This window comes from Bradyrhizobium sp. 604_D8_N2_3 (assembly GCF_051810765.1).
Taxonomy (GTDB): domain Bacteria; phylum Pseudomonadota; class Alphaproteobacteria; order Rhizobiales; family Xanthobacteraceae; genus Bradyrhizobium; species Bradyrhizobium barranii.
Genome location: NZ_JBPWPM010000001.1, coordinates 443,354 through 459,240, shown reverse-complemented (window position 1 = coordinate 459,240; position 15,887 = coordinate 443,354). Strand labels below are relative to the sequence as shown.

Below are 15,887 nucleotides of genomic sequence, written 5' to 3'. Positions count from 1 at the left end.
GTCGTTTGGTTCGTGCGTCAGACCGCCTCGGCGCCGGAGATGATCTCGATCAGCTCCTTGGTGATCTGGGCTTGACGGGTTCGGTTGTAGATCTGGGTTTGCTTGCGGATCATTTCGCCGGCATTGCGGGTGGCGTTGTCCATCGAACTCATCTGCGCGCCATAGAACGAAGCGTTGTTTTCCAGCAGCGCGCGGAAGATCTGCACCGCGATGTTGCGCGGCAACAGGCCGGACAGCAGTTCGTCCTCCTCCGGCTCGTAATCGTAGGACGTCGTCGGCGCGTTCGCCGCCTTTTCCTCGACGACCAGCGGGATGATCTGCTGCGCGGTCGGGATCTGGGCGATCACCGACTTGAACTGCGCGTAGAACAGCGTGCAGACGTCGAACTCACCGTTGTCGAAACGGGCCAGCACCTTCTTGGCGATGTCCTCGGCGTTGACGAAGCCGAGCTGACGAACGCTACGCAGGTCGAGGTGCTCGACGATCTGCTTGTCGAACAGGCGGCGGAGCTGCTCATAGCCCTTGCGGCCGACACAGAAGAATTTCACTTCCTTGCCCTGCGCGATCAGCGCCTGGGCGCGCTCGCGGGCGAGGCGCACGATCGAGGAGTTGAAGGCGCCGGACAGACCGCGCTCGCCGGTGCAGACCAGCAGCAGGTGGACCTGGTCCCTGCCGGTGCCGGCCAGCAGCGCCGGCGCGCCGGGCGAACCCGCAGCGGCGCTGGCGATGTTGGAGATCACCGCGCTCATCTTGTCGGCATAGGGCCGCGCCGCCTCGGCCGCTTGCTGGGCACGGCGCAACCTCGACGCCGCGACCATCTGCATCGCCTTGGTGATCTTCTGCGTCGCCTTGGTGGAGGCGATGCGGACGCGCATGTCTTTAAGTGACGCCATTCTTCGTCCCCGACGATCCGACCCTTTGGCCTGATCGCAAACCTATCCAGTCGTCATGCCCGGGCTCGCCCCGGGCATCCACGCGGTGCCTCACACGCCGTTAGACGTGGATGGCCGGGACAAGCCCGGCCATGACGGCATTTACGCGAAGCTCTTCGCGAAGCCTTCGACCACCGACTTCAGCTTGGCGGCGGTGTCGTCGGAGAGATCGCGGCTGTCGCGGATCGCGTTGAGGATCTCGGCGTTCTTGCCGCGCAGCAGCGACAGCAGACCGTCCTCGAACGCGCGCACCTTGTTGAGCGGGAGCGGATCGAGATAGCCGTTGGTGCCGGCCCAGATCACGCAGACCTGCTCTTCCATCTTCAGCGGCGCGAACTGCGGCTGCTTGAGCAGCTCGGTCAGGCGCGAACCGCGGTTGAGCAGGCGCTGGGTCGAGGCGTCGAGATCGGAGCCGAACTGCGCGAACGCCGCCATTTCGCGGTACTGCGCGAGCTCGCCCTTGATCTTGCCGGCGACCTTCTTGGTGGCCTTGGTCTGCGCGGACGAACCGACGCGCGACACCGACAGACCGACGTTCACCGCGGGACGGATGCCCTGGAAGAACAGGTCGGTTTCCAGGAAGATCTGGCCGTCGGTGATCGAGATGACGTTGGTCGGAATGTAGGCCGACACGTCGTTGGCCTGGGTTTCGATGACCGGCAGCGCCGTCAGCGAGCCCGAGCCCTGGTCCTTGTTCAGCTTCGCCGCGCGCTCGAGCAGGCGGGAGTGCAGATAGAACACGTCGCCCGGATAGGCTTCGCGGCCCGGCGGGCGGCGCAGCAGCAGCGACATCTGACGGTAGGCGACGGCCTGCTTGGACAGATCGTCATAGATGATGACGGCGTGCATGCCGTTATCGCGGAAGTACTCGCCCATGGTGCAGCCGGTGAACGGCGCGATGTACTGCATCGGAGCCGGATCCGAAGCGGTGGCGGCGACGATGATCGAGTATTCGAGCGCGCCCTGCTCTTCCAGCACCTTCACGAACTGGGCGACGGTCGAACGCTTCTGGCCGATCGCGACGTAGACGCAATACAGCTTGATGTTCTCGTCCGGCTGCGCGTTGAGCGGCTTCTGGTTCAGGATGGTGTCGAGCGCGATCGCGGTCTTGCCGGTCTGACGGTCGCCGATGATCAGCTCGCGCTGGCCACGGCCGATCGGGATCAGGGCGTCGATCGCCTTGAGGCCGGTCGCCATCGGCTCGCTCACCGACTTGCGCGGAATGATGCCGGGCGCCTTGACGTCGACGCGCATGCGCTTGTCGGCCTGGATCGGGCCCTTGCCGTCGATCGGGTTGCCGAGCGCGTCGACGACGCGGCCGAGCAGGCCCTTGCCGACCGGCGCGTCCACGATGGCGCGGGTGCGCTTGACGGTCTGGCCTTCCTTGATCTCGCGGTCGGCGCCGAAAATAACGATACCGACGTTGTCGGTTTCGAGGTTCAGCGCCATGCCGCGGGTGCCGTTCTCGAATTCGACCATTTCGCCGGCCTGGACGTTGTCCAGACCATAGACGCGGGCAATACCGTCGCCGACGGACAGCACCTGTCCGACTTCGGAGACTTCAGCTTCCTGGCCGAAATTCTTGATCTGGTCCTTCAGGATCGCGGAAATTTCCGCGGCGCGGATGTCCATCAGCCTGCCTCTTTCATCGCGTGCTTGATCGAATTGAGTTTGGTGCGAAGCGAACTATCGATCATGCGGCTGCCAAGCTTGACCACGAGGCCACCGATGATCGAGGGATCGACCTTCACGTTGAGCGCGACGTCCTTGCCGGTCACCGACTTCAGGGCAACCTTGAGGGCGTCGAGATTCTTGTCCGAAAGCGCCTCCGCCACGGTGACGTCGGCCGTCGTCTCGCCCTTGAACCTGGCGACGAGGGCGCGATAGGCGCGAATGACGTCAGCCACCGCGAACAGGCGGCGGTTGGCGGTCAGGACTTTCAGGAAATTGGCGGAGATGCCGGCGATGCCCGCCTTGTCCAGAACGGCCGAGAGGGCCCTGGACTGGGTATCGGCCGCAAACACCGGGCTGCGGACGAGGCGCGTCAGATCGGCGCTTTCGCTCAGCAAGCCCTCGAATTTATCGAGATCGGCTTTGACCTCGTCGACCACATTCTGGTCGCGGGCCAGTTCAAACAAGGCCGTTGCATAACGGCCGGACACACCGGAAACGGACGTATCTTCTGCAGCCACAGACGCGCTCTTTTTGCTGTCAAACTCGCAAGGGAAAAACCGTCGCCACAAAGCGGCGCCAAGCGATCCAAGCCCTTGGAATTCAAGCGGGACTTCGATTTTCGGCCGACACGGGAGGTGCCGGGTCCGTTAAAATCGCGGCTTTGCTAACATAGCAGGCGCGCACGTGCAACATGACGCCAAATTAAAGGCACGACCTTCTGTCGCCAGTTCGTCGCAGCCGACGGCACCGCGACAGCGGCCTGCCACGTCGCGGAATGACGCGCCCCCTCGGCGGCATCGCGGCCATTCGTTCCTGCCCTCAGCGCATAGCGGCCATGAACACGAATCGCTGAGGCGTGAGTCGGACGTGACGAGCGGCCTCCCCTGAATACTTTCCTAATTCTAAACATGAAGTATAATGACCTCGTTTTACAGTATTAATGAGTAATAAAATAGTTAAATAATTGTTAAAGCGAAAGATTCCAGAACATCGGCTGCAACATTGATGCCAATCACAGAATATTTCATGACGACACAGAACGGATTTACTGCCCAATTCACGCCTCATTAGGAATCGAAACGCGATCCCGCTCACAGACTTACGGGGGCTCCACTTGCCACATATGTGGCAATACTAGATTAGGGACCACTAAATGCTGTCTTTGAAGACGCTGGGCTCCGTGCCCCGGCCGCGCACGGCGATCGCTTTCGTTGCCGCCACTCTCCTCGTCGGTGGAACCGCCACCGAAGCTTCTGCCAAATCCCGGCATCACCACCGGTACTCTCACCATCATCACCGCCACCACGCCCAGAGCGATGCCAACACGACCTCCGATTGGCGCAACGCCAACGCGTCGATGACGCCGTCGTCGGGCACGGGCCGCAGCTTCTCCGGCATGGCCTCCTATTATGGCAACGAATCCGGCAGCCGGACTGCATCGGGCCAGCGCTTCAACCAGAACGCCATGACCGCAGCGCACCGTTCGCTGCCGTTCGGCACCAAGCTGCGCGTCACCCATGGCGGTTCGAGCGTCATCGTCACCATCAATGACCGTGGCCCGTTCATTCGCGGCCGCGTCCTCGACCTCTCCACGGGCGCTGCCCGCGCCATCGGCCTCACCGGCGCCGGCGTCGGCCGCGTCACCGCGGAAGTCGTCTCCTAAGGCGCCACCAGCGCCTCACCGACAAAGCGCAAATCTCGCCATCGTCCGCGGACGTGTGAGCGGCGAGACCAGTTCGGGCGAAACAAGCCCGCCGTCTTGGGGGACGGCGGGCTTTTTGATTCTTTCGTCATTGCGAGGAGCGCAGCGACGAAGCAATCCAGACTGCCTCCGCGGAGGGATTCTGGATTGCTTCGCTGCGCTCGCAATGACGGGGATGGATCGCAGCCTTACAAAAAGCTCTGCGGGTCGACGTCGACCTCGAGCTTTTGGTTGCCCTTCGGCTTCGGACACACCGCCAGCCAGTTGCGCAAATAGTCCGACAGATCGAAACCACGCGCCGATTTCACCAGGATGCGGAAACGGTAGCGACCCTTGATCACGGCGAGCGGGGCCTCCGCCGGTCCCAGCACCACGACGCGCTCGTCGCGCGGTGCGAGCGCAACGAGGCGGCGACCCAAACCTTCGGCGCTCGGGCGGTCGCCGGCCGAAATGATCAGGCTCGCGAGCCGGCCGAACGGCGGATAGAGCGTGCGCTCGCGCAGATCGATCTCGCTGTCGTAGAAGGCCTCGCGGTCGCAGGCGATCAGCGCCTTCATCACGGGATGATCGGGCTGGTGGGTCTGGAGATAGCCGACGCCGCGGCCCTGCTCGCGCCCGGCACGGCCGATCACCTGGTTGAGCAGCTGCCAGGTGCGTTCCGACGCGCGCGGATCGCCGTTGGACAGGCCCAGATCCGCGTCGACCACGCCGACGAGATTGAGCCGTGGAAAGTTGTGGCCCTTGGCGACGAGCTGCGTGCCGATGATGATGTCGACGCGGCCCTCCGCGATCTCGGTAAGCTCGGAGCGCATTGTCTCGATCGAGGTGATGAGATCGCTCGACAGCACCATGGTGCGCGCGTCGGGGAACAGCGCGGCCGCCTCTTCCTGCAAGCGTTCGACGCCCGGTCCGACCGCGACCAGCGATTCCTCCGCCGCGCAATGCGGGCAGGTCTGCGGGCGCGGCATCGAGAAGCCGCAATGGTGGCAGACCAGCCGCTGGCGAAAGCGGTGATCGACCAGCCAGGCATCGCAGATGGTGCAGGCGAAGCGATGGCCGCAGGCACGGCACAAGGTCAGCGGCGCATAGCCGCGGCGATTGAGGAACAGCAGCGCCTGCTCGCGCTTTTCGACCGCTTTTCTGATCTCGGAAGCCAGCCGCGGCGAGATATAGCGGCCGCGCGCGGGCGGCTCGCGGCGCATGTCGATCGCCTCGATATGCGGCATGTGCTGGCCGCCGAAGCGCGAGGGCAGCGCGATGCGCTGATAGCGGCTCTTGCGCGCATTGACCTCGGATTCGACCGACGGCGTGGCGGAGGCCAGCACGATCGGGATCTTGGCGATATGCGCGCGGACCACCGCCATGTCGCGGGCGTGATAATGCACGCCCTCGTCCTGCTTGTAGGCCTGGTCGTGCTCTTCATCGACCACGATGAGGCCGAGATTGGCGTACGGCAGAAACAGCGCCGAGCGCGCGCCGACCACGACCGGCGCACTGCCATCGGAGATCGCGGCCCAGTTGCGTGCGCGGGTGCGCGGCGTCAGCTCGGAGTGCCATTCGATCGGACGCACGCCAAAGCGCTGCGCGAAGCGGTCGAGGAACTGGCCGGTCAGCGCGATCTCCGGCATCAGGATCAGAGTCTGCTTGCCGCGGCGGATGGTCTCTGCAATCGCCTCGAAATAGACCTCGGTTTTGCCGGAGCCGGTGACGCCGTCGAGCAGCGCAACGTGAAAGGTGCCGTTGGCGGCGAGCGCGCGCATTGCATCCACCCCGGCGCGCTGGAGCGGTGAAAAATCCGGCTGGCCAAAATCCGGATCGGGTGCCGGCGGCGGCGGAGGCGGCGGCATCGGCTCGACCGTGAGCGTGCCTTCGTCGACGAGGCCGTCGATCACGCCGGCCGAGACCCCTGCTTCCTTGGCGGCCTCGGACTTGCCGTGCAGCAGGCGATCCGACAGCAGCTCGATCACGCGCTGCCGCGCCGGCGTCAGCCGTCGCGGCGGATCGCCGACCAGGCGCACACCGGCGCGCACCCGCTCCGGGCCGAGATTCTCGCCCATGCGCAGGCACATCCGCAGCACCATGCCGCGCGGGCTCAGCGTGTAATTGGCGACCCAGTCGACGACCGAGCGCAGCTCAGGCTTCAGCGGAGGAAGATCGAGCTTTTCGCTGACCTCCTTGAGCCGGTTGTGCAGGCGCGGGTCGGGATTGGCGTTCTCCGCCCAGACCACGGCCAGCACCTCGCGCGGGCCGAGCGGCACGCCGACGAGATCGCCCGCCTTCAGCTCCATCCCCCGCGGCACCTTGTAGGAATAGGTCTGGTCGAGCGCGACCGGCACCAGCACGTCGACCATGCGGGTCGCGTTGGCGGGGGTGGTCGTGCTGCGCGACGAATGATCCATCAAAGATCTTTGGAGGGAGAATCGGAACCTTGGGCCTTGAGGCTAGCGCCCAGGGGCGGCCTTAGCGAACAGTAAACGGGTGTGATGCGATATACTGAGTGGAATCATTACGTCCAGAGCGCATGAGCAAAGCGGCCGCCCCCCCAATCGAGCTCGCCAGCGCCGATCCCTCGATCGCGCAGGAGATGACGCGCTGGCTGTCGCATCTTGGCGCCGAGCGGCGGCTGTCGCCGAAGACGCTGGAGGCCTATGGCCGCGACCTGCGGCAATGCCTGGATTTCCTTTGCACCCATTGGGGCGAGCGCGTGACGCTGGCGCGCTTTGCCGCGCTGGAAGCCACCGACATCCGCGCCTTCATGGCGATGCGCCGCGCCGACGACATTGCCGGCCGCTCGCTGATGCGCGCGCTGGCGGGCTTGCGCTCGTTCGGCCGTTTCCTCGAACGCGAAGGCAAGGGCAAGGTCGGCGCACTCTCGGCTATCCGCGCGCCCAAGGTGGCCAAGACTTTGCCGAAGCCGCTGCCGATGGCATCCGCAAAACGTCTCGCCGATGCCGACGAGCGCGCCGGCGAGGAACGCGAGACGTGGGTTCTGGCCCGCGACGCCGCGGTGATGGCGCTCTTGTATGGCTCGGGCCTGCGCATCTCCGAAGCGCTGGGGTTGAAGCGCCGCGAGGTGCCGCGTCCCGGCGAAGGCGACGTGCTGATCGTGACAGGCAAAGGCAACAAGACCCGCATGGTGCCGGTGCTGCAGAACGTGCTCGCGCTCGTGCAGGAATACGTTGCGATGTGCCCCTATCCGCTGCCGGCGGAAGGCCCGATCTTCCTCGGCGCGCGCGGCGGGCCCTTGAGCCCGCGCATCATCCAGCTCGCGATGGAGCGGCTGCGCGGCGCGCTCGGCCTGCCCGACAGCGCGACGCCTCACGCGCTCCGGCATTCCTTCGCGACGCATCTGCTGTCGCGTGGCGGCGACCTGCGCGCGATCCAGGAGCTGTTGGGTCACTCCTCGCTCTCGACCACGCAGATCTACACCGGCATCGATTCGGAGCGGCTGCTCGAAGTCTATGCGAGCGCCCATCCGCGGCGATGAACCTGACATGAAGCTGTCATAGCGCGCGTGCCTCTTGCGCGGCGCCCGCGGTTCGGTCAATCGTGGGGAACCGCGACTGGAGGGAATCATGAGCGCACACGAAAGCATGGAGCATGCCGAACACGCCGAGCACGCGTCCGGATCGAACAAGAAGATCGCTCTTCTGATCGCCGTGCTGGCGCTGTTCCTGGCGATCTCCGAGACGCTCGGCAAGGGCGCCCAGACTGAATCGATCAGCAAGAACGTCGAGTCCGCCAATCTCTGGGCGTTCTTCCAGGCCAAGACCATCCGCCGCACCGTGGTGCTGACCGCATCCGAGCAGGGCAAGCTCACGCTCGCCGCCGCCGACGAGGCTCAGAAGCCGGCGGTGCAGAAGCAGGTCGACGACTGGACCAAGACCGCGCAGCGCTATCGCTCAGAGCCCGAGACCGGCGAAGGCACCGAGCAGCTCGCCGAGAAGGCCAAGCATGCCGAGCACGAGCGCGACGAGGCGACCGCGAAATATCATCACTTCGAGCTGGCCTCCGCCGCCTTCCAGATCGGCATCGTTCTGGCCTCGGCCACCATCATCACCGGCATGATCGCGCTCGCTTATGTCGCCGGCGTCCTGACCCTGGCCGGCCTCCTCATGACCGCGCTCGGCCTGTGGTGGCCGCATCTGGTGCATTTGCATTAGCGGCGTTGAGGCGCGCGCAGCCGTCACATCTTGGGTGTCATGCCCCGCGAAAGCGGGGCATCCAGTACGCCGCAGCTTCTCGGTTCTAGCCTTACCGTCGCTGGAATACTGGATTGCCCGCCTTCGCGGGCTATGACACCGAGTATGTGACGATGACAGTGTGTATGTCGCGAGCAGCTAGCGCGCCTGGTGCACGCTCTTGCGAAAGCGCTGGATCAGGCGGAGCGTACGGGCGGACCAGCCTTCGCCGTTGCCGGCGATCAGCTCGCGGATGCGCTGCTTGATCGGGTCGACCAGCTCGGCGGCCTTGGCGCGCAGCTTCATCACGAGATCGTAGAGCCGCTCGAACCAGTGCATCTCCATCAGCTTGTCGCGCGTCACGTCGAACACGAAGGCGGTGACGCCGACGCCGAGCAGCTTTGCGAACAGAAACGTGGATACGCCGCTCAGCCAGTATTCATGCGTGAGCAGATACAGGCCCATCAGCTTGAGCGGAAACAGCGGGATGATCGGCACCGCGAACACGATCAGTGTCATGGCCGGCGGCAGCGCATCGACGCGCTCCGTCAGCCATTGCTTGAAGCGTGCGAGCGGGATGGCTGCGACAACCCGCGCGACGATCGGCTCGAGATGGTCCCACAGCCAGGCTTCGATCAGGAAGATGATCGCCAGCAGGACCCAGACCGGTTGAAGTAGGCGGCGCAGCATGTGTTTCCCGCCCGATTCGACGCTAGGCGCGTCGCCTACATATGGATGGCCCGCTTGCCCACCGCAAGCGCGGCTTCCTTGATGGCCTCTGAACGGGTCGGATGCGCGTGGCAGGTGCGCGCAAGATCTTCCGCGCTGCCGCCAAACTCCATGAGAACGCAGGCCTCATGGATCATTTCGCCGGCTTCACGGCCGATAATGTGCACGCCGAGCACGCGATCGGTCTTCGCATCTGCGAGAATCTTCACGAAGCCGTCGGTGGTCTGGTTGACCTTGGAGCGGCCGTTGGCGGTAAAGGGAAACTTCCCAACGGTATACGCTTGACCCGCCTGCTTCAGCTCCTCCTCGGTCTTGCCGACGGAGGACACTTCTGGCGTGGTATACACGACGCCTGGGATAACGTCGTAGTTCACGTGGCCGGCCTGCCCTGCGATGATCTCCGCAACGGCTACGCCTTCATCCTCGGCCTTGTGCGCGAGCATCGGGCCCGCGACGACGTCGCCGATGGCATAGACGCCCTTCACGCTGGTCGCGAAATGCGGATCGATCTGCACGCGGCCGCGATTGTCCAGCGCCACGCCGGCTTCCTTCAGGCCGAGCCCATCCGTGTACGGCACGCGACCGATGCAGACGAGAACGACGTCGGCTTCCAGCGTCTCGGCAGCGCCGCCGGCCGCAGGCTCGATGGTCGCCTTCAGCGACTTGCCGGAGGTGTCGACGGCGGTGACCTTGGCGCCGAGCTTGAATGCAAAGCCCTGCTTCTCCAGGATGCGCTGGAATTGCTTGGCGATCTCGCCATCCATGCCGGGCAGGATGCGATCGAGGAATTCGACGACGACGACTTCAGCGCCGAGCCGCTTCCACACCGAGCCGAGTTCGAGGCCGATCACGCCGGCGCCGACGATCAAGAGCTTGCCGGGGACCTTGTCCAGCGACAGCGCGCCGGTGGACGACACGATGCGCTTCTCGTCGATCTCGATGCCCTTGAGGCGCGCGATGTCGGAGCCGGTCGCGATGACGATGTTCTTGGTCTCGACCACTTGCGACTTGCCGTCGGCGGACACTTCCACCTTGCCGGTGCCCAGGATCTTGCCGGTGCCCTTGAGCACGTCGATCTTGTTCTTCTTCATCAGGAACTCGACACCCTTGACGTTGCCGTCGATGCCCTGCTGCTTGAAGTTCATCATCGCCGGAAGCTCGAGCTTCGGCGCGGAAACGGAAACGCCCATCTTGGCGAAGGAGTGCGCGGCTTCCTCGAACATTTCGGACGCGTGCAGCAGCGCCTTCGACGGCATGCAGCCGACGTTCAGGCAGGTGCCGCCGAGCGTGGCGTCCTTTTCGACCACGGCGACTTTCATGCCGAGCTGGGCCGCGCGCACCGCGCAGACATAACCGCCAGGTCCGGTGCCGATGACGACGAGATCGTAGGTAGCCATGAGAGAAAGTCCCGTAAGTTTAGCGTGATGAGGATGTGTCAGCGTCCGCCGGACACATCGAGAATGGCCGAGGTGACGTAGGAGGCTTCGTCCGACATCAGCCAGACGATGGCGTTGGCGATTTCGTCGGCGGTACCGACGCGCTTCATCGGCACCATATGGGCCAGACGATGGGCGCGATCGGGCTCGCCGCCGGCGGCGTGGATTTCGGTGTCGATCAGGCCGGGGCGGATGCCCGCGACACGAATGCCTTCGCCTGCGACCTCATAGCCGAGACCGACGGTGAAGGAATCGATCGCGCCCTTGGACGCGGCATAGTCGACATAGGTATTCGGCGCACCAAGTCTGGCAGCGACCGATGACAGATTGACGATGACGCCGCCCTGGCCGCCGTGCTTGGTCGACATCCGCTTCACCGCTTCGCGCGCGCAGAGGATGGAGCCGGTGACGTTGACGGCCATCACGCGCCGGATGCGCTCCGCCGACATCTCGTCGACGCGCACGCCGCTCTGGCCGACGATGCCGCCATTGTTGACGAGTGCACCGAGCGTGCCGAACTTGTCGGCAGCCTTGAACAGCTCGATGATGTCGCTTTCCTCGGCGACATCGCATTTCACCGCGATGGCCTTGCCGTTGCTGGCCGCGATCTGGGCGACCACCTCGTCAGCAGCCGTTTTGTTGCTGGCGTAGCCGACGACGACACGGAAGCCGCGCGCGGCCGCCGCAATCGCGGTCGCCCGCCCGATGCCGCGGCTGCCGCCGGTGATGACAACGACTTTATCCGTCACGCGCGCCTCCATGGTTCGACCCGCGCCGTCGCACGATTAAGGCGACGGCGCTCGCAGAGCTTCAGGGATCAGAGATCGAGCACCAGGCGCGCCGGATCTTCCAGGCTCTCCTTGACGCGGACCAGGAAGGTGACGGCTTCCTTACCGTCGATGACGCGGTGATCGTAGGACAGTGCCAGGTACATCATCGGGCGGACCTCGATCTTGCCGGCGACGACCATCGGCCGCTCCTGGATCTTGTGCATGCCGAGGATGCCGGACTGCGGCGCGTTCAGGATCGGGGTCGACATCAACGAGCCGTAGATGCCGCCATTGGTGATGGTGAAGGTGCCGCCCTGCATCTCGTCGATCTTGAGCTGGCCGTCACGGGCGCGGCGACCGAAATCGGCGATGCCCTTCTCGATGTCGGCGATCGACTTGTTGTCGCAGTCGCGCACGACCGGCACGACCAGACCCTTGTCGGTGCCGACGGCGACGCCGATGTGGTAGTAGTTCTTGTAGATCAGATCGGTGCCGTCGATCTCGGCGTTGACCGCCGGGATGTCCTTCAGCGCCTGCACGACGGCCTTGGTGAAGAAGCCCATGAAGCCGAGCTTCGAGCCGTGCTTCTTCTCGAACGCATCCTTGTAGTGGGCGCGTAGCGCCATCACGTTGGTCATGTCGACCTCGTTGAAGGTCGTCAGCATGGCCGCGGTGTTCTGCACGTCCTTGAGGCGGCGCGCGATGGTCTGGCGCAGACGGGTCATCTTGACGCGCTCTTCGCGGGCGGCGTCATCGGCGGGCGACGGCGCGCGGACCTGGACGGCGGCGGCGGGCTGGTTGACCGGGGTCGGCGCGGAGGCCGCACGCTCGATCGCGGCGAGCATGTCGCCCTTGGTGACGCGGCCGTCCTTGCCGGAGCCCGGAACGGTCGAAGCGTCGATGCCGGTCTCGGCCGAGAGCTTTCGCACGGACGGGGCGAGCGGGGCGTCGGCCGGCGGCGCTTTCGCGGCCGGAGCCGGCGCAGGAGCAGCAGCCACGGCGGCCGGAGCAGCAGCGGCGGCGGGCTTCGCGGGAGCAGCGGCGGGCTTCGCAGCGCCGGCACCGTCGGTGATCTGGCCGAGCAGCGCACCGACCGCAACGGTTGCGCCATCGGCAGCGACGATCTCGCTCAGCGTGCCGGCGGAGGGCGCCGGGACTTCGATGGTGACCTTGTCGGTCTCGAGCTCCACCAAGGGCTCGTCGACGGCGACGGGATCGCCGGCCTTCTTGAACCAGCGGCCGATGGTGGCCTCGGTGACGGATTCGCCGAGCGTCGGCACACGAATTTCAGTCATGGTCTTTTCCTTAAGGGATCGCCGGTGCGGTCAAAAATTCGGTCGTCATCGGCCCGCGAAAGGCAAGCCATCCAGCAAGCCGGACGTTCGTATTCTGCACGGACGCCGCGGCGTACTGGTGCCCCGCTCCAGTGCGCGATTGCGCACGAGGCGGGGCATGACGCAGTTCAGAAAGATCAGCTCAGTGCTTCGTCCAGGAACGCCTTCAACTGCGCCTGATGCTTGGACATCAGACCAGTGGCGGTCGCGGCGGAAGCGGCGCGGCCGACATAACGCGGACGCCGGCTCACACCGTGCACCTGGTTCAGCACCCATTCCAGATAGGGCTCGATGAAGTGCCAGGCGCCCATGTTGCGGGGCTCTTCCTGGCACCACACCACTTCAGCCTTCTTGAAGCGCGACAGCTCGGCCACCAGCGCCTTCAGCGGCACCGGATAAAGCTGCTCGACGCGCATCAGGTAGATGTCGTCGATGCCGCGCTTCTCGCGCTCCTCGTAGAGGTCGTAATAGACCTTGCCGGAGCAGAGCACGATGCGGCGGACCTTCTCGTCGGGGACGAGCTTGATCGCCTCGTTCGGCAGCATCTGGGCGTCATCATAGAGGATGCGGTGGAAGGTCGTTCCCTTCGCGAGCTCCTCGAGGCGCGACACCGCCCGCTTGTGGCGCAGCAGCGACTTCGGCGTCATCAGGATCAGCGGCTTGCGGATCTCGCGATGAAGCTGGCGACGCAGCACGTGGAAGTAGTTCGCCGGCGTGGTCGGGTAGACCACCTGCATGTTGTCTTCGGCGCACATCTGCAGATAACGCTCCAGACGCGCCGAGGAGTGCTCCGGTCCCTGGCCCTCATAGCCGTGCGGCAAGAGGCAGACGAGGCCGGACATGCGCAGCCATTTGCGTTCGCCCGAGGAGATGAACTGGTCGAACACGACCTGCGCACCGTTGGCGAAGTCGCCGAACTGGGCTTCCCACAGGGTCAGCGTGTTCGGCTCGGCGAGCGAGTAGCCGTATTCGAAGCCGAGCACGGCTTCTTCCGACAGCAGCGAGTTGATGACCTCGTAATGGCCCTGCTCGTGGCCGAGATGGTTGAACGGCGTGTAGCGGCTCTCGTCTTCCTGGTCGATCAGGACCGAATGGCGCTGCGAGAAGGTGCCACGCTCGGAATCCTGGCCCGACAGGCGGACATGGTGGTTCTCGTTGAGCAGCGTGCAGAACGCCAGTGCTTCACCGGTCGCCCAATCGATGCCGGCGCCGGTGTCGATTGCCTTGGCGCGATTGTCGAGGAAGCGCTGGATGGTGCGGTGGACGCGGAAGCCATCCGGCACCTTGGTGATCTTGCGGCCGATTTCCTTCAGCTCGGCGGTGTCGACGCCGGTGACGCCGCGGCGCGCATCCTCTTCCTGGTCGGCGATCTTGAAGCCGGACCACTTGCCATCGAGCCAGTCGGCCTTGTTCGGCTTGTAGGAGGTGCCGGCCTCGAACTCGGCGTCGAGCCGCGCGCGCCAATCGGCCTTGGCCTTGTCGACCTCGCCCTCGGTCATCACGCCTTCGCTGATCAGGCGGCGGGCGTAGAGCTCGAGCGTCGACGGATGGGCCGCGATCCTCTTGTACATCACCGGTTGGGTGAAAGCCGGCTCGTCGCCTTCGTTATGGCCATGCCTGCGGTAGCAGAACATGTCGATGACGACGGGCTTGTGGAATTTCTGCCGGAATTCGGTCGCGACCTTGGCCGCGAAAACCACTGCTTCCGGATCGTCGCCGTTCACGTGGAAGATCGGCGCGTCGATCATCTTCGCCACATCCGACGGATAGGGCGACGAGCGCGAGTAGCGCGGATAGGTGGTGAAGCCGATCTGGTTGTTGACGATGAAGTGCACGGAGCCGCCGGTGCGGTAGCCCTTCAGGTCAGACAGGCCGAAGCATTCCGCGACCACGCCCTGGCCGGCGAACGCCGCGTCGCCATGCATCAGGAGCGGCATCACCGAGATGCGCTGGTCCGGCGGATCGCCGTGCTGGTCCTGCTTGGCGCGGACCTTGCCGAGCACCACGGGATCGACGATCTCGAGATGCGAGGGGTTGGCGGTCAGCGACAGATGGATGCGGTTGCCGTCGAACTCGCGGTCCGAGGAGGCGCCGAGGTGATATTTGACGTCGCCGGAGCCTTCGACAGCATCAGGGTTGGCCGAGCCGCCCTTGAATTCATGGAACAGGGCGCGGTGCGCCTTGCCCATCACCTGGGTCAGCACGTTGAGGCGGCCGCGATGCGGCATGCCGAGCACGACTTCCTTCACGCCGAGATTGCCGCCGCGCTTGATGATCTGCTCGAGCGCGGGAATCAGCGATTCACCGCCGTCGAGGCCGAAGCGCTTGGTGCCGGTGAACTTGGTGTCGCAGAACTTCTCGAAGCCTTCGGCTTCGACCAGCTTCGTCAGGATGGCGCGCCGGCCTTCGCGGGTGAACGAGATTTCCTTGTCCGGCCCCTCGATGCGCTCCTGGATCCACGCCTTCTGCGCGGCGTTGCTGATGTGCATGAACTCGACGCCGAGCGTCTGGCAGTAGGTGCGCTCGCAGATCGCGGTGATCTCGCGCAGCGTGGCGTATTCGAGACCGAGCACGTGATCGAGGAAGATCTTGCGGTCGAAATCGGCTTCGCTGAAGCCGTAGGTGCGCGGATCGAGCTCTTCGCGGTTGCGCGGGGCTTCGATGCCGAGCGGATCGAGCTTGGCGTGGAAGTGGCCGCGCATGCGGTAGGAGCGGATCAGCATCAGCGCGCGGACCGAGTCGCGCGTGGCCTGGAGCAGGTCGGCGGACGAGAAATCAGCGCCCTTGTTGCCCGCCTGGGCCTGCGCCTTGGCGGCGATCTTGGCACCGACCGCCTTCTCGACCTGGGCCCAGTTGCCGTCGAGGGCGGAGGTGAGGTCGTCCTGCGGGGTCAGCGGCCAGTTGGCGCGCTCCCAGGACGGGCCTTCGGCATTCTTGCTGATATCGCCGGGCTGGTCGTTGAGGCTCTTGAAGAACTCCTGCCACTCGGCGTCGACCGAGGACGGGTCCTTCTCGTAGCGGGCGTAGATTTCGTCGATGTAGGTGGCGTTGGTGCCCTGCAAAAAGGAAGAGAGGGCAAAGGCTGCGTTCGCGTCCTGGCGAGACATGCTTAAGTTCCTGGCGATTTCG

General features: G+C 64.9%; 12 protein-coding genes. 3 read left to right on the top strand and 9 right to left on the bottom strand.

From position 1 onward, the window contains the following. Window positions 1-17 precede the first annotated feature (17 nt). The 3 genes from AB7245_RS02155 to AB7245_RS02145 all read right to left on the bottom strand — a co-directional run bounded on the left by AB7245_RS02155 (window position 18) and on the right by AB7245_RS02145 (window position 3,124). Window positions 18-893, bottom strand: a complete 876-nt coding sequence (locus AB7245_RS02155) for a F0F1 ATP synthase subunit gamma (protein ID WP_063980423.1) — start codon at window positions 891-893, stop codon at window positions 18-20. A 141-nt stretch (window positions 894-1,034) separates the two neighbouring features. After that, window positions 1,035-2,564, bottom strand: a complete 1,530-nt coding sequence (atpA, locus tag AB7245_RS02150; RefSeq protein ID WP_063980422.1) for a F0F1 ATP synthase subunit alpha — start codon at window positions 2,562-2,564, stop codon at window positions 1,035-1,037. Further along, on the bottom strand, window positions 2,564-3,124 hold the full coding sequence (locus AB7245_RS02145; protein ID WP_063980421.1) for a F0F1 ATP synthase subunit delta: 561 nt from the start codon (window positions 3,122-3,124) through the stop codon (window positions 2,564-2,566). The genes atpA and AB7245_RS02145 overlap by 1 nt, the downstream gene beginning before the upstream one ends. 635 nt (window positions 3,125-3,759) lie before the next feature. Here AB7245_RS02145 and AB7245_RS02140 point away from each other — a divergent pair. After that, complete coding sequence (locus AB7245_RS02140) at window positions 3,760-4,269, top strand: septal ring lytic transglycosylase RlpA family protein (protein ID WP_028150468.1); 510 nt, start codon at window positions 3,760-3,762, stop codon at window positions 4,267-4,269. Window positions 4,270-4,496: 227 nt separating this feature from the next. Here the strand turns inward: AB7245_RS02140 and AB7245_RS02135 are convergent, their stop codons facing one another. Then, window positions 4,497-6,707: a primosomal protein N' gene (locus AB7245_RS02135; protein ID WP_063980420.1), complete on the bottom strand. Its 2,211-nt coding sequence runs from the start codon at window positions 6,705-6,707 to the stop codon at window positions 4,497-4,499. 122 nt (window positions 6,708-6,829) lie between these two features. Between AB7245_RS02135 and AB7245_RS02130 the strand changes: the two genes are divergently transcribed. Both AB7245_RS02130 and AB7245_RS02125 read left to right on the top strand, forming a co-directional pair. After that, window positions 6,830-7,795, top strand: coding sequence for a tyrosine recombinase XerC (locus AB7245_RS02130; RefSeq protein ID WP_439033833.1), 966 nt, complete (start codon window positions 6,830-6,832; stop codon window positions 7,793-7,795). An 88-nt stretch (window positions 7,796-7,883) separates the two neighbouring features. Further along, window positions 7,884-8,471 carry a DUF4337 domain-containing protein gene (locus AB7245_RS02125; protein WP_063980418.1) on the top strand — a complete coding sequence of 196 codons (588 nt, stop codon included), beginning with the start codon at window positions 7,884-7,886 and terminating at the stop codon, window positions 8,469-8,471. 177 nt (window positions 8,472-8,648) lie between these two features. Here the strand turns inward: AB7245_RS02125 and AB7245_RS02120 are convergent, their stop codons facing one another. From AB7245_RS02120 to AB7245_RS02100, 5 genes are all read right to left on the bottom strand, one after another. Beyond that, window positions 8,649-9,179: a hypothetical protein gene (locus tag AB7245_RS02120; protein ID WP_063980417.1), complete on the bottom strand. Its 531-nt coding sequence runs from the start codon at window positions 9,177-9,179 to the stop codon at window positions 8,649-8,651. 35 nt (window positions 9,180-9,214) lie between these two features. Further along, window positions 9,215-10,615 carry a dihydrolipoyl dehydrogenase gene (gene lpdA / locus AB7245_RS02115; protein WP_063980416.1) on the bottom strand — a complete coding sequence of 467 codons (1,401 nt, stop codon included), beginning with the start codon at window positions 10,613-10,615 and terminating at the stop codon, window positions 9,215-9,217. A gap of 38 nt (window positions 10,616-10,653) precedes the next feature. Beyond that, a complete protein-coding gene (locus AB7245_RS02110; protein WP_094183824.1) occupies window positions 10,654-11,415 on the bottom strand; it encodes an SDR family oxidoreductase in 762 nt (253 codons plus the stop codon). Between the two features lie 56 nt (window positions 11,416-11,471). After that, window positions 11,472-12,719: a 2-oxoglutarate dehydrogenase complex dihydrolipoyllysine-residue succinyltransferase gene (gene odhB, locus AB7245_RS02105; protein WP_028150479.1), complete on the bottom strand. Its 1,248-nt coding sequence runs from the start codon at window positions 12,717-12,719 to the stop codon at window positions 11,472-11,474. Window positions 12,720-12,895: 176 nt separating this feature from the next. After that, entirely contained in the window at window positions 12,896-15,865 is a 2,970-nt protein-coding gene (locus AB7245_RS02100; protein ID WP_063980415.1) for a 2-oxoglutarate dehydrogenase E1 component, read from the bottom strand. Between the last annotated feature and the right edge of the window lie 22 nt (window positions 15,866-15,887).

Excerpts from the sequence above, each read along its gene's own strand:
- AB7245_RS02125 (WP_063980418.1), top strand. The coding sequence starts at position 7,884 with ATGAGCGCACACGAAAGCATGGAGCATGCCGAACACGCCGAGCACGCG.
- odhB (WP_028150479.1), bottom strand. The coding sequence starts at position 12,719 with ATGACTGAAATTCGTGTGCCGACGCTCGGCGAATCCGTCACCGAGGCC.
- AB7245_RS02110 (WP_094183824.1), bottom strand. The coding sequence starts at position 11,415 with ATGGAGGCGCGCGTGACGGATAAAGTCGTTGTCATCACCGGCGGCAGC.
- AB7245_RS02155 (WP_063980423.1), bottom strand. The coding sequence starts at position 893 with ATGGCGTCACTTAAAGACATGCGCGTCCGCATCGCCTCCACCAAGGCG.
- AB7245_RS02135 (WP_063980420.1), bottom strand. The coding sequence starts at position 6,707 with ATGGATCATTCGTCGCGCAGCACGACCACCCCCGCCAACGCGACCCGC.
- AB7245_RS02120 (WP_063980417.1), bottom strand. The coding sequence starts at position 9,179 with ATGCTGCGCCGCCTACTTCAACCGGTCTGGGTCCTGCTGGCGATCATC.
- AB7245_RS02100 (WP_063980415.1), bottom strand. The coding sequence starts at position 15,865 with ATGTCTCGCCAGGACGCGAACGCAGCCTTTGCCCTCTCTTCCTTTTTG.
- lpdA (WP_063980416.1), bottom strand. The coding sequence starts at position 10,615 with ATGGCTACCTACGATCTCGTCGTCATCGGCACCGGACCTGGCGGTTAT.
- AB7245_RS02130 (WP_439033833.1), top strand. The coding sequence starts at position 6,830 with ATGAGCAAAGCGGCCGCCCCCCCAATCGAGCTCGCCAGCGCCGATCCC.
- atpA (WP_063980422.1), bottom strand. The coding sequence starts at position 2,564 with ATGGACATCCGCGCCGCGGAAATTTCCGCGATCCTGAAGGACCAGATC.
- AB7245_RS02140 (WP_028150468.1), top strand. The coding sequence starts at position 3,760 with ATGCTGTCTTTGAAGACGCTGGGCTCCGTGCCCCGGCCGCGCACGGCG.